Source organism: Sandaracinobacteroides saxicola (genome assembly GCF_014117445.1).
Classification (GTDB): Bacteria; Pseudomonadota; Alphaproteobacteria; order Sphingomonadales; family Sphingomonadaceae; genus Sandaracinobacteroides_A; species Sandaracinobacteroides_A saxicola.
Map to the genome: position 1 here is coordinate 2,180,390 of NZ_CP059851.1, position 13,647 is coordinate 2,194,036.

Consider the following 13,647-nt stretch of genomic DNA (forward strand, 5'->3'; position numbering starts at 1 on the left):
AGACAATCAAACAAGATGGTAAATTACAAGTCACGGAAGCAGCGGTAATTTGACCGTGAACACGCTTCCCGCACCCTCTGCCGATTCCGCCCAGACCCGGCCCCCATGACCCTCCGCCACCGCCTTCACGAACGCCAACCCCAGTCCCGCACCCGACTGGGATACACCGCTTGTCGGAATCGCCTCGGTCAGCCGCCGGAACGGCTCGAACAGCAACGGCAGATGTTCCGCCGCGACTCCAATTCCCTGATCCGCAATCGATATCATCGCGCCGGACTCGTCAACCCTTGCCACACACTCGATGCGACGGTTCGCCGGACTATATTTGATCGCATTGCCCACCAGGTTGGTCAGCATCCGCGTCAACAGCGTCCGGTCGCCACGCACCATCAGCTCCTCCTCGGGCAGCGTCATCCGCACCGAAATGCCCTTCGCCGAACTCAGCGGCCACAGGTCATCGACCGCATCCGTCAGCACGTCCGACAGGTTCAGCGGCTCCCGCGCGAACTTGCCGCTCTCCGCCCGTGCCAGGTTGACGAAATCATCCGCCAGCTCCAGCGTCTGCCGGGCATAGCGGCCGATCCGCGCCGCCACGTCGGCCGGCACCGCGCCGGCATCGCTCTGCAACACCGCCAGGATGGAGGCCTGCGGCGCCCGCATGTCATGCGTCAGCAGCTTCAGCGCATCCTCCCGCTGCCGCTCGCTCGCCCGCAACGCCGTGATGTCGGCGAAACGCGCGATCCACCCCAAGGGCAGCCGCGCCGCATCGGTGAAAAACGCCAGCCGGATTTCCAGCGTCATGCCGTCGCTCAGCCGCGATTCATAGCCTGCATCCGGCGGCAACCGCCCCGCCGCCATCGCCGACAGCAGCATCTCCGCCTGCGCATCATTCTGCCCCAGCGCTGCGAACGCCGCCGCCAGCGGCGCATCCACCGGCCCGCCCGGCATGCGCCCGCGCCACAGCCGCTCCGCCGCGGCATTGGCGATCCGCACCACCCCCGACATGTCGGTCACCAGCGCCGCATCGGGCAGGCTGTCGAGCGACTGGTTCACGAACAGCCGCAGGTCGCGCACGTCGCGGATGGCCGCATGCATCAGCTGGATCTGCCGCTCCACCGGATCGCCGGCCAGCTGCTCGGGCGGCGCCGGCAGCAGCTTCGGCTCCTCCCCCAGCGCCCGCAGCTCGGAAACCATATAGCGGTTCGCCAGGTCCAGCCGCCGCCATCCCCACACGGGCCAGACGATCGCCACCCCCACCAGCGCCGCCACCGGCGGCAGCCACAGCGATCCCCACCACAACAGCATCACCGAAACGGCCAGCGTCCCCGCCAGCAGCAGCGCGCCGATCAGCGCATTGGCCCGCGGCGACAACCGCAGGAACGCCAGCATCATGAAGGCCGTCGGCAACAGCGTGAACAGCAGCAGCCACCCCGGCCCCGCCACCCGGATAACCCCCCCCGTCAGCAGCGCGTTCAGATAATTCGCCTGCACCTCCACGCCCGGCATGGTTTCCAGCTCGGCCGAGCGCGGCGTCGAGAAACGGTCGCCCAGCCCCGCGCCGGTCGCCCCCACCAACAGGATCCGGTCCTTCAACAACGCCGGCGGCACCCGGCCGCGCAGCACATCGACAAAGCTCGCCGCCGGGAATCCCCCGGGCCCGGCGGCAAACGGGATCATCACCTCGCGCTCCACCTCCAGCGCCTGCCCGGGCGGCGGCAGCGGCAACGGCTCCCGCCGCAGCAGCTGGTCCATCAGGAACGGCCAGGGCCGACCGTCGGGATCGGTGAACTGCACCACCCGTCGCACGATGCCGTCCGTGTCCGGGCGCAGGATCACATGGCCCAGCCCATGCGCCGCCACCACCGGCAGCTCGGTCGCCGATGGCGCGCCATTGTCGCCAGGCACCTCCACCAGAACCGGCAGCTGCACGCGGCCCAGGCGGGCCATCGCCGCCGCCAGCGCGGCGTCGTCCCCGGACGGTTCCAGAAACAGCACGTCATAGCCCACCGCCGCCGGCCGCGCCGCCGCCAGCGCGTCCAGCATCCCGGCATGCACCGACCGCGGCCACGGCCAGCGCCCCAGCTCGCGCAGGGACCGGTCGTCGATCGCCACGATCATCACGCGCGCGCTCACCGCGCGGACCTTTTCCCGCGCCACATAGTCATAGATCAGATTGTCCGCCCGGAACGGCGCCCCCAGCAGCGCCAGCGCCGCCAGGAACAGCGCCATCACCAGTGCCAGCCCACCCCACTCCGCCCACAACCGCCGGCCGCTCAGCCGCAAGCGCGTGGCGCTCAACGCGCCCCCAGCAAGTCAAAGACCTGCGGATGCGCCGTCGCCTCATCCACCCCCGCCGGGAACAACCACCAGACATAGCGCCCCGGCGCCAGCCCCACCACCGTCAGCGCGTCGCCGTCCAGCCCGGCACGGTCGAACACCACATCCTTGCGCTCCACGTCACGGGCGATCACCAGCCGGTTTCCTCCCGCCCGTGCCGCCACCGGCAACCGGAACTGCAAACAGCTGACCGCCGCCGGGCAGGCCGACACCGCCGTCACCGCATCCTCCCCCAGCAGCTTCACCGCCACCACCGCGGGCAGGCCAACGAGCCCCTTGTCATCGATCGCCGACGCCCGCACGAAATAGTCGCCACTCGGCAAGGCCGCGAACCGCGCTTCCGGCTTCTCTCCTTCCACCCGCTCCACCCGGTCGACGAAGGCCGCGTCCCGCGCCACGTCGAACTGCCAGGCCTTCGCGCCGGCCAGCGCCGCGGTCACGAAACGGTCGCCCGCGCGTGACAGCGCCGGCGCCGGCAGCAGCGGGATCGGCGGCACCACGCCCTTCGGGCTGGCCAGCGTGCCGAAGGTCGCCGGGATGCGCACCTCGCCTGCCCGTCCGGTCACCCCCACCGCGCCGTCCATCACCTCGGCCTTGCCACCGCTGGACGCACTGTCGAACCCGATGCGGAAATCCGTGCCGCGCACGGCCGCCACCGCCACCGGCGTGCGCACCTGGAACCGGCTCGCGCGCGCGCGCACCGGCGCCGCCCGGGCCTCGAAGTCACCCTCGTCCAGCACGAACTGCTGGTCCACGATGTTACGCCTCGGGTCGCGCCGCAGCCGCGCCACCTTCAGCCGGCTGTTGGACGGCACTGTCACCTGGCTGCCGTCCGCCAGCGCCAGGCTGATGAAACTGTTCGCCCCCGTCCGCAGCCCGTCGCCCTCGATCACCTTGGCCGCCAGGGTCACCGGCGTCTCGACCTTGCCGCGCACCAGCAGCGCCTCGCCCCGGAAAGCGCTCACCGCCGCCACCGCCCCCGGCACCGATGCCCGCACCGGAATGCGCAGCGCCGTGCCCACCGGGATTCGATAGACGTCGCGCACATTGTTCATCTTCTGCAACCGCGGCCAGCCGCCGGCCACGCGATAGCGCGCCGCCAGGTCGAACAGATTGTCGCCTTCTTTCGCGCGATGAATGCGAATGTCATAGTCCGCGGGAGCAGCCGCGGCGACAGCCGGCATCAGCAGCGCTGTCAGCAGCAGCCCGACCGCCGCCGCCCGTCCCTTCACGCAACCACCGCCGGCGTCATGCTGATTTCCTCCAGCCGATAGCCATAACTGTAAACCGGGGACAGCCGATAGCCCGCCTCTGGCCGCAGGTTCAACTTGGTGCGGATGCGCGACACATGCGCGTCCAGCGTGCGCGTTTCCGCCTCCGGGCTCTGCCCCCAGATCGCGTCGAGCAGATAGGACCGCGACAGCGGCCGCGACAGATTGTCGAACAGCAGCATGGCCAGCGCGAATTCCTTCGCCGTCAGCTTCACCGACTGGCCGCCCGCCAGCACTGTCTCGCTTGCCGTATCGAAGACATAGCGGCCGAAATCCGCCACCCGGCGCGATGGCCGGTTCAGCTGCGCCCGACGGATCGCCGCTTCCACCCGCGCGATGAAAATGCCCGGATGCAGCGGCTTCACGATATAGTCGTCGGCACCGGCGGCAAGGCCGGTGATGACATCGGCCTCGTCGGCGCGGCTGGTGATCATCAGCACCGGCAGGCTGGCATGCTGCCCCTGCCGCACCGATTGCAGCACATCCAGCCCCGACAGGCCCGGCATGTTCCAGTCGATCACCAGCAGGTCGAACGTGTCCTGCCGCAGCCGGTTGATCAGCGTCCGGCCCTGATGGAACACCTCGCAATGATGCCCCGCCTCGCGCAGCAATCCGGACACCAGCTCGGTCTGGGCCTTGTCATCGTCGAGTACCGCGCATCGCATCCGTTTATCCTGCCCTATCTTTATCGAATAGGCGAGGCCCTATCAACTTTGATGGATTTTGACTGTAAAATTATGCAAAAAAAATGCGCGCCGCCGCAACAAGCGGACAGCGCGCATCATCCCACACCCTGCTCAATCTCCGCCGGTCTCTGCCAAACCGACGGTTTACGCCTGATTCAGCCCCCCAGATCGCCCGTGGTCATCGCGATCCGCGCCGCGGCCATCGGTTTCACGATATCCATGAATTCCTGCAATGCATAGCGCCGCCCCGGCTCCAGCGGCGCGATCGGGCCATCATTGGGAATCACCACGTCATCCTGCGGCCCGGCCCGGCCCTTCAGCCAGATCGCCGTCAGATGCAGCGCCGGCACGCGGATCATCGCCAGCTCGCGGTCGGGCGCATTGGCCTCCTCGCTTGCCAGCGCCCGCACGCGCCCGCCAAGCGACACCACCGACGCACCCTCCTCGACCGAGGCAAAACGGAAATTCGCCGCATCGACATCCGCCACCGCCGCCGGCCGGTCCTCCCCATCGTTCAGGAAATGCGTCCACAGCTTCGGCCGGCTCGCCCTCAGGTCACCCCCGCGGGACAGTTCGTCCAGCCCCAGCACATGCACCGGCGCCGCCACGGGCGTCGCCGCGCTGGCCCGCACCGCCACTTCGGCGCGCGCCCGGTCGCGGAAAATGCCCGTCGCCCGCGCCCGCGCGAATGCCGTCACGCCGCGCGCGATGGCCGCGCCGCGCAGCTCCACGCGCGGGTTGGCGACAACTGCCGGGCCACTGTCCGGCTGGACCGGCGCCAGCCGCGTCAGCTTCGGCACCGCGGCATCGATGGCGGCCAGCGCCTGCGCCGGCGGCTCCTGAAGGATCAAAGGCATCGTCGCTCTCCTAATTGGTGAAATAGCTGTGGGTCCAGCTGCCGGACCCGCGATAGGCGGTCTTCAGCGTCTCATAATCCACGAGCGCCGTCGTCCCCGAGCCGCAGTCGGACACCCAGACCATGCTGTCGTCCTCGGTACCCGTCGCCGCGATGAAATGCGCGCCGCCACCACTCCACGCCGTCCGCATCCCCAGCGGCCGACCGGCCAGCACCTCGCTTTCGACGGTCGCGAAGCTCTCTACGCCATTGGTCGAGCGGTCGAAATGCCCCACCGTCGTCAGCGCCGCGCTCAGGCTGCCATAAGTGTTGCACGGCGCCGTCGAGGCCCCCGTCGTGCAGCAGGTCGTCACGCCCTTCTGCGCATTCGCCACCAGGCACTGTGTCCAGGTGCTGCCGCTGTTGTAGAAGCGCGCGATGCTCACCGACGTCGCCGCCCAGCACCAGTTGCCCTGCGTCTGCTGCTGCATGGTGAAGCGCAGCCGCACATCGACCGGATCATCCCCCAGATAGCCGCTGACGAACTTCGGCCGATAGCCCTGCGCCACCAACTCCTCGAAATGCAGCTGATAGGCGCCCGACGTCATGCCGTGGTGCGCGATGCTCGCCACCGCGCGCTTTTCCCACAAGGCGCAATAAAAATCCTTGCCGCCGACGCACGCCGCATTGCCGCACACCAGGTCATAGCCCTGCTTCGCCAGATCGGCCGCCTGGGCGCGGAACGCCGCTTCCTCCAGCCCGTGGCGTGCCACCCACGCGCCCGGCGCCGCGGACTTGTCCCAGATCGCGGCATAGCGGATCGTGCCCCCCACCGCGTGGCAGCTCACCCAGCGCAGCCGGAAGCCTTGGCCCGTGAACTGGTTGAACGCCGCCTGATAGCCATTGCCGTCGAGCCCGTGCCGCGCCACGAATGCCCCCTGCCCCGCCTCGAACAGCGCAGCATAACGCTCCTGCCCGCCGCCGACATGCGCGCTGACGCAGGTCGGCCGCATGCCTTGCGCCACCGCCTGGTCGAACGCGGCCTGATATTGCGCCGGGCTCAGCCCGTGCCGCGCCATCCAGGGCCCGCCGCCGCGCTTGTCGAAGATCACGGCATAGCGTGATTGCCCCGCCGAATTGGCATAGCCGCTGACCACCAGCGGCCGGAAGCCCTGCGCCACATGCGCGTTGAACTCGGTCTGATAGGATGCCCCCGTCAGCCCATGCCGTGCGCTCCACGCCGGCCCGCCCACTTTCTCGAAACTCGCCATGTACAAGCTTTGCGCCATGTCCCTCTCCCAAGGTTTGACAGTGCGCGACCCGCTTCTTTTCACCTTCCATCTGCCGATCGCTCAACGCGGTCAAGCGTGACATTGACGATGCTGATGCTTTCGTCGGATTCATCCAACGGCTTGAAGCCGCGTTTCAGCGCGCTACTGTCGCCGCATGATCGCGGACCCCGGCCTTTATCCCTATCGCCCCTGGCGCAACCGCCCGCCGCTGCGCTGGCCCGGCAACAAGCCCGTCGCCGTATGGGTGGCCCCCAACCTCGAATATTATGAGCTCGACCCGCCGCCCCACCCGCGTCGCAAAAGCTGGCCGCGACCCCACCCCGACGTCACCGGCTTCGGCCATCGCGACTATGGCAACCGCGCCGGCCACTGGCGCATGGCGGACGCGATGACGAAACACGGCTTCCCCGGCAGCGTCAGCCTGTCGGTCGCGCTCTGCCAGCATCACCCCGACATCGTCGCCGACGCCAATGCCCGCGGCTGGGAGTTCTTCAGCCATGGCATCTACAACACCCGCTACGCCTATGACATGACGCCCGAGCAGGAACGCGCCATCATCGCCGACAGCATCGAAACCGTCCGCGCCGCCACCGGCCAGACCATCCGCGGCTGGCTCGCCCCCGCCCTCACCCACACCACCAACACGCTCGACCTGATCGCGGAGGCCGGGCTCGCCTACACCTGCGACCTCTATCATGACGACGCGCCCACGCCCGTCCACACCAAAAGCGGCCGCCTCGTGTCGATCCCCTACAGCCTCGAGGTCAACGACCATTACGGCTTCTTCGTCTACAACATGTCCCCGCGCGATTATGCCGACACGCTGATCCGCCAATACCAGCGCCTCGCCGCCGAAGGCGAAAGCAGCGGCACCGTCATGTGCATCCCCCTCCACGCCTACCTGATCGGCCAGCCCCACCGCATCGGCCCCTTCGCCGAGGTCCTGCGCCACATCGCCCAGGACGGGCGCGCCTGGATCACCACCGCCAGCGCCATCGCCGACGCCTGGATCGCGCAACAATGACGCCCACGGCACTCACCGCCTGGACGGCGTTGATCGGCGCGCTTACCGCGATGGTGTGGCCGCTGATTGCGCTCGGCGCGCTGGTTGTCATGCGCAAGCCGCTGATCGCAGCGCTGCAGCGCATGGGCAGCGACGGCGGCACCATCGAAATCTTTGGCGTCAAACTCAATGTCGGCAAAGCCACGGAGGAGCAACAGAAACTGATCGAGGATCTTCAGCGTCAGGTCGCGGTGCTGCGCGACGCAAGCCGCATCCAGGACGAACTGATGGGCCGCACGCGCGACTGGAACGCCACCGCGCCGGGGCGCTTGCCCACCGCCTACCCGCCGTCGCCGGCACCAGGGCCGACCTGGTCGCCGCTCGCACCCACCGCCGGCCAGGAAAATGACCCGCCCTCGCCGGTGACTGCGCCCGCGCCGATGGCTCCAGCCGCGCCGCCACCACCCGCTCCTGCGACGATCGCCGCGTCGGCGCCACCACCGCAACGGCGTGCCAGCAATCGGCTGCTGTGGGTCGATGATTTCCCCGACAACAACGCGGTCCTTGTCGCCTCGCTCGAACATCGCGGCGTGCCGGTCACGCAGGTGCGCGAAAGTGACACCGCGCTCGCCCATTTCGAACCCGGTTTCTACGGCGCCGTCATCAGCGACATGGGTCGTGGCGTGGAGGCTGACGCGGGCGTTGCGCTGACAAAAGCGATCCGGGCGCGAGACGCGGACATTCCGATCTTCATCTTCTGCTCAACCGACGCCAAACAAAAATTCGGCGGCGCGGCGCTCGCCGCCGGCGCGAGTTTCGTCACCAGTTCGACAACCCTCCTGCTGGGCAAGCTGGAAGATATCGGCATCGGTGTATGGTAACGCCATGACCCTTCCCGACAGCTACCTCGACTATCCGCGCCGCCGCGAAGGCTATGACCACGCCCTCTATCCCTGGTCCAACCTTCACAGTCGGCCCTATTTCGAATGGGCGCCGGGCCAGGCGCTCGCCGTGATGCCCGTCATCCTCGCCGAATTTTTCCCGCTCACCCCGTCGGACACGCCCTTCCGCGCGCCGGGCCACATGCAGACCGCCTTCCCCGATTACCGTCATTACACCGCCCGTGACTATGGCAACCGGGTCGGCATCTGGCGATTGCTGGACGCGTTCGAAAAACGCGGCCTGAAAAGCAGCGTTGCCATGAACGTCGCCATCGCGGAGCGTTACCCCGAACTGCTGCGCGCGGTTCTCGATGGTGGCCACGACCTTGTCGCCCACGCGACCGACATGAACGGCACCATCGACAGCAGCCTGCCGGCCGACACCGAAGCCGCCCTCATCGCCGACACCAGGGCACGCTGGACCGCCCTCGGCCAGCATCCCACCGCCTGGCACTCGATCGCGCGCAGCCAGAGCCACCGAACTCCCGATTTATTGATGAAACACGGTTTCACCACCATGCTCGACTGGCCGAACGACGACCTGCCCTACCGCTTCGCCAACGGCATCCTCAACATTCCCCTCAACCACGAACTCTCCGACCGCCAGATCATCACCGTCCAGCAGCAGAGCGCCGACAGTTATGTCCAGCAAATTCAGGACGCCTGGACCTGGCTGAAGTCCGAAGACGCCCCCCGCCTCCTGCCGCTGTCACTCACGCCCTACATCATCGCCCTGCCCTATCGGATCGGGGCTTTCGAGGCCCTGCTCGACTGGTTGCAAGTCAAGAACGCCCACATCAGCACCGTCGGCGCCGTCTCCCGTACCGCCACCATGACGTGAACGCCGCCGCGGCGTGATCCGGCGGAAGCCAAGACGCCTGCCGCCTTGACGGTCAGCGTGTTGCGCTTGGGGCTGGGGCGCGGCATGGCGGGGGATGATCTTTGCAGCGCGTGTACAGGCAGCGATCGAGCTGCTCGATCTGGTGATCGCGGCGGCGCGGCAGGGCGGCGCCTCGGCCGACGTGATCGTGTCGCGCTATTTCGCGACGCGACGCTATGCCGGGTCGAAGGACCGCACGGCGGTGCGTGACCTGGTATTCGCGGCGATCCGGCGCTGCGGCGAGATGCCGGAAAGCGGGCGCGCGGCGATGCTGGGGCTGGCGGAGGCGCAGCCGGACCTGCGGACGGCATTTACCGGTGAGGGGCATGGACCGGCAGCGCTGGCTCCGGATGAGGCGGTGGCCGAGGCGGCGCTGCTGCCGGCGTGGTTGATGACGCGCATGGCAGCGGCGTTCGGGGCGGAGGCGGAGGCCGAGGCACAGGCGTTGCTGGAGCGGGCGCCGTTCGACCTGCGGGTGAACCGGTTGAAGGTGTCGGATGCGGACATGGTCGTGCTGCCCGTACCGGCTGGGCCGGTGGCGGGACTGCCGCTGCCGTTGCCCTTCGCGCGACGGGCGGTGGCGGCCTTCAATGTCGAGGCCTGCGCGGCCTGGGTTGCCGGCGAGATCGAGGTGCAGGACGCGGCGAGCCAGTTCGCCGTGGCGCTGTGCGCGGCCATGCCGGGGGAAACAGTGGTGGATCTGTGTGCCGGGGCCGGGGGCAAGACGCTGGCGCTGGCGGCGGACATGGGCGGCGCCGGCGACGGCCGCCTGATCGCCTGCGACAGTGACCGCACGCGGCTGCGGAAGCTGGAACCGCGGGCGGTGCGGGCAGGCGCGCGGGGCGAGACGCGGCTGCTGGACCCGGGACGGGAGATGGCGGCGCTGGAGGATCTGCGCGGGGCGGCCGACCTGGTGTTGGTGGACGCGCCCTGTTCGGGCAGCGGCACGTGGCGCCGCAATCCCGAAGCGCGCTGGCGGCTGACCCCCGAACGGTTGGCGCGGCTGTGCGCCGAGCAGGCGCGCCTTCTGGCGTTGGGATGGGAGTTGGTGCGGCCGGGCGGGCGGCTGGTCTATGCCGTGTGCAGCGTGCTGGAGGAAGAAGGGCCACGGGTGGTCGCGGACCTTGGCGTGCCGGCCGTTCAGCACCGGCTCACCCCGCTTGGCCATGGGTGCGACGGCTTTTTCGTCGCGCGGATGGAAAAGCTCTGATAGAGCCCGATCGGGACTGGGAAAGGGTGCGCATGGCGCTGAGACGATGGGCGGTGGGCATGTTGTTGCTGGCGGGGGCGACGCAGGCGTCGGCGCTGGCGCGGGGCCTGGCGGATACGCAACTCGATCCGAAATCGCTGGTGCAGATGGGGATGGCCGACGCGGCCCTGGCCGCGCGTCGATACGACGCGGCGTCGGACGCCTATGAGGCGGCGATCGCCGCCGATCCGCGCAACAAGGGCGGCTATATCGGGCTGGCCCGGGTGGCGGAGGCGCAGGGCCTGCCGGGCAAGGCGATCCGTTATTACCGGGAGGCGCTGCAGATCGATCCCAACGACCTGACCGCGCTGGAGGGCCAGGGCGCAAGCCTGGCAAGGCGCGGCGCGATTGCGCGGGCGCAGGCCAATCTCGACCGGCTGAAGCTGCTGTGCGCGGCGCCCTGCCCGGCCGCGGACCGCCTGGCGACCGCCATCGCTCGGGGGCCGGACGCGGTGAAGACGGCCGAGGTCACGGGGCCGCTGGCAACGGCGACGGCGACGGTCGCCGTACCGCCGGAGGTGGCCGCGAAAGCCGCACCGGAGGTCAAGGCGGCCCCGGCCCCGGTGGCGGTGAAGCCCGCGACACCGGCGGAGACCAAGCCGGCCACGCCGCCGGAGGTGGTCAAACCCCCGGCCCCGCAGCCCCGCCGCTGATGGCGAGCCACGCGCACCTGGCGGCAGATGATCCGGCATTGATCGACGCCGCCGCGGCGGCGATGGATGCGGGCGGGGTGGCATGGACGTCGCTGCGGGCCGATGTGTTCGCGGTGCTGGCGGCGGGCGCCCAGCCGATGTCCGCCTATGACGTGACCGAGCGGGTGTCGGCCCGTGTCGGGCGGCGGGTGCAGGCGAACAGCGTCTATCGCATCCTGGACCTGTTCGTGGTGAACAATCTGGCGAAGCGGGTGGAAAGCCGCAACGCCTATGTCGTGAACACGCACCCGGCCTGCGTGCACGATTGCATCTTCCTGGTGTGCGAGGGCTGCGGCGATACCCGGCATCTGGATGATGACCGGCTGGCAGGGGCGCTGCGGGCACGGGCCTCGGCGGCGGGATTCCTGCCGCTGCGGCCGGTGCTGGAGGTGCAGGGTCGCTGCGAACGCTGCGGCGACTCCGCGACCGAAAAGGATAATGATGACAAGCGTGCTACATTTTAGCGCTTTGCCGCATGGTGGCATGGGTTTATGCAGGTCGCGATGTCGAAGGATGAAATCGCTGTGAGCCAAGCGCCTGCCGGTCGCCCGCAAACGCCGCTGCTGGACCTGGTCGAAACGCCGCCCGACCTGCGGAAACTGAAGCCGGAGCAGTTGCGACAGCTCTCGGATGAGCTGCGGGCGGAGATGATCGACGCGGTCAGCGTGACCGGCGGGCATCTCGGCGCCGGCCTCGGCGTTGTCGAGCTGACGGTGGCGTTGCATTATGTGTTCGACACGCCGACCGACCGGCTGATCTGGGACGTGGGGCACCAGGCCTATCCCCACAAGATATTGACCGGGCGGCGCGACCGCATCCGCACCTTGCGGCAGGGCGGCGGACTGTCGGGCTTCACCAAGCGCAGCGAGAGCGTGTACGACCCGTTCGGTGCGGCGCATTCCAGCACGAGCATCTCGGCGGCGCTGGGCTTCGCCATCGCCAACAAATTGTCGGGCGCCAGGGGCAAGGCGATCGCGGTGATCGGCGATGGCGCAATGTCTGCCGGCATGGCCTATGAGGCGATGAACAATGCGCGCGAGGCCGGGAACCGGCTGATTGTGATCCTGAACGACAATGAGATGTCGATCGCGCCGCCAGTCGGGGCGCTGTCGGCCTATCTGACGCGCATCTATTCTTCGAACACGTTCCTGGAAATCCGCGACGCGGTGCGACAGCTGGCGAAGAAGGCGCTGCCCGACGGGTTGAAGAAGACAGCGAAGCGGGCGGAGAGTTTCGCCCGCACGCTGACCACCGGCGGCACCCTGTTCGAGGAATTGGGCTTCTATTATGTCGGCCCGGTCGACGGGCACAATGTCGAGCAGCTGGTGAGCGTGCTGGAGCATGTGCGCGATGCCGCCGAGGGACCGTGCCTGATCCACTGCATCACGCAGAAGGGCAAGGGCTACAGCTATGCCGAGGCCGCGGCGGACAAATATCATGGCGTGACCAAGTTCAACGTGGTGACCGGCGAGCAATCCAAGGCGCCGGCGGGGCCGCCCAGCTACACCGGCGTCTTTGCGAAAGCGTTGATGGCGGAGGCCGCGCGGGACGCAAAGATCGTGGCGATCACCGCCGCGATGCCGAGCGGCACGGGCCTCGACAAGTTCCAGGCCGCCTATCCGCACCGTACCTTCGACGTGGGGATCGCCGAGCAGCATGCTGTGACCTTCGCGGCGGGCCTCGCGGCGCAGGGCTATCGGCCATTCTGCGCCATTTATTCCACCTTCCTGCAGCGCGCTTATGACCAGGTGGTGCATGACGTGGCGATCCAGAACCTGCCCGTGCGCTTCGCCATCGACCGCGCCGGGCTGGTGGGCGCGGACGGCAGCACCCATGCCGGGTCGTTCGATGTGACCTATCTGGCGACGCTGCCGAATTTCGTGGTGATGGCGGCGGCGGACGAAGTGGAACTGGTGCACATGGTGCACACGGCGGCGCTGCATGATTCAGGCCCCATTGCGGTGCGCTACCCGCGCAGCGAAGGTATCGGGCTGACGCTGCCGGCCGTGCCGGAGCGGTTGGAGATCGGCAAGGGACGCATCGTGCGCGAGGGCAAGAGCGTGGCGATCCTGTCGCTGGGAACGCGCCTGGGCGAAGCGTTGAAGGCGGCGGATGTGCTGGACGCCAAGGGGCTTTCGACCACGGTTGCCGACCTGCGCTTTGCCAAACCGCTGGACGAGGCGCTGATCCGCCGGCTGTGCGCCAGCCACGAGGTGGTGGTGACCGTGGAGGAAGGCGCCGTCGGCGGGCTGGGCGCGCATGTGCTGACGCTGGCGAGCGACAGCGGCCTGCTGGATGACGGCCTGAAAATCCGCACGCTGCGCCTGCCCGATGTCTTCCAGGAACATGACGCGCCGGCAAAGCAATATGCGACTGCCGGGCTGGATGCCGCCGGAATCGTCGCGAGCGTGCTGGGGGCGTTGCGGCACAATGACGTGGGGGCGGCGCGGGCGTAATCTTG

At 68.6% G+C, this 13,647-nt stretch carries 12 protein-coding genes; 7 read left to right on the top strand and 5 right to left on the bottom strand.

Features of this window, described 5'->3' with window-relative positions:
* Positions 1–30: 30 nt before the first annotated feature.
* From H3309_RS10925 to H3309_RS10945, 5 genes are all read right to left on the bottom strand, one after another.
* The gene (locus tag H3309_RS10925) at positions 31–2,298 is read right to left on the bottom strand and encodes a CHASE2 domain-containing protein (RefSeq protein ID WP_182294742.1); all 2,268 of its coding nucleotides are present in this window, start codon (positions 2,296–2,298) and stop codon (positions 31–33) included.
* The gene (locus H3309_RS10930; RefSeq protein WP_182294743.1) at positions 2,295–3,569 is read right to left on the bottom strand and encodes a FecR domain-containing protein; all 1,275 of its coding nucleotides are present in this window, start codon (positions 3,567–3,569) and stop codon (positions 2,295–2,297) included. Before H3309_RS10930 ends, H3309_RS10925 begins: the two co-directional genes overlap by 4 nt.
* Positions 3,566–4,273 carry a response regulator transcription factor gene (locus tag H3309_RS10935; RefSeq protein WP_182294744.1) on the bottom strand — a complete coding sequence of 236 codons (708 nt, stop codon included), beginning with the start codon at positions 4,271–4,273 and terminating at the stop codon, positions 3,566–3,568. The genes H3309_RS10930 and H3309_RS10935 overlap by 4 nt, the downstream gene beginning before the upstream one ends.
* A gap of 176 nt (positions 4,274–4,449) precedes the next feature.
* A complete protein-coding gene (locus H3309_RS10940) occupies positions 4,450–5,151 on the bottom strand; it encodes a hypothetical protein (RefSeq protein WP_182294745.1) in 702 nt (233 codons plus the stop codon).
* A gap of 10 nt (positions 5,152–5,161) precedes the next feature.
* Positions 5,162–6,418 carry a papain-like cysteine protease family protein gene (locus H3309_RS10945; RefSeq protein ID WP_182294746.1) on the bottom strand — a complete coding sequence of 419 codons (1,257 nt, stop codon included), beginning with the start codon at positions 6,416–6,418 and terminating at the stop codon, positions 5,162–5,164.
* A gap of 157 nt (positions 6,419–6,575) precedes the next feature.
* Here H3309_RS10945 and H3309_RS10950 point away from each other — a divergent pair, with 157 nt between their 5' ends.
* The 7 genes from H3309_RS10950 to dxs all read left to right on the top strand — a co-directional run bounded on the left by H3309_RS10950 (position 6,576) and on the right by dxs (position 13,642).
* A complete protein-coding gene (locus H3309_RS10950) occupies positions 6,576–7,445 on the top strand; it encodes a polysaccharide deacetylase family protein (protein WP_182294747.1) in 870 nt (289 codons plus the stop codon).
* Positions 7,442–8,305 carry a response regulator gene (locus tag H3309_RS10955; protein WP_182294748.1) on the top strand — a complete coding sequence of 288 codons (864 nt, stop codon included), beginning with the start codon at positions 7,442–7,444 and terminating at the stop codon, positions 8,303–8,305. Before H3309_RS10950 ends, H3309_RS10955 begins: the two co-directional genes overlap by 4 nt.
* A gap of 4 nt (positions 8,306–8,309) precedes the next feature.
* The gene (locus H3309_RS10960; RefSeq protein WP_182294749.1) at positions 8,310–9,206 is read left to right on the top strand and encodes a polysaccharide deacetylase family protein; all 897 of its coding nucleotides are present in this window, start codon (positions 8,310–8,312) and stop codon (positions 9,204–9,206) included.
* A gap of 94 nt (positions 9,207–9,300) precedes the next feature.
* The gene (locus tag H3309_RS10965) at positions 9,301–10,455 is read left to right on the top strand and encodes an RsmB/NOP family class I SAM-dependent RNA methyltransferase (RefSeq protein WP_182294750.1); all 1,155 of its coding nucleotides are present in this window, start codon (positions 9,301–9,303) and stop codon (positions 10,453–10,455) included.
* Between the two features lie 32 nt (positions 10,456–10,487).
* Positions 10,488–11,147 carry a tetratricopeptide repeat protein gene (locus H3309_RS10970; protein WP_182294751.1) on the top strand — a complete coding sequence of 220 codons (660 nt, stop codon included), beginning with the start codon at positions 10,488–10,490 and terminating at the stop codon, positions 11,145–11,147.
* Positions 11,147–11,650, top strand: a complete 504-nt coding sequence (locus H3309_RS10975; RefSeq protein WP_182294752.1) for a Fur family transcriptional regulator — start codon at positions 11,147–11,149, stop codon at positions 11,648–11,650. Before H3309_RS10970 ends, H3309_RS10975 begins: the two co-directional genes overlap by 1 nt.
* A 39-nt stretch (positions 11,651–11,689) precedes the next feature.
* The gene (gene dxs, locus H3309_RS10980) at positions 11,690–13,642 is read left to right on the top strand and encodes a 1-deoxy-D-xylulose-5-phosphate synthase (RefSeq protein WP_182294753.1); all 1,953 of its coding nucleotides are present in this window, start codon (positions 11,690–11,692) and stop codon (positions 13,640–13,642) included.
* Positions 13,643–13,647 lie beyond the last annotated feature (5 nt).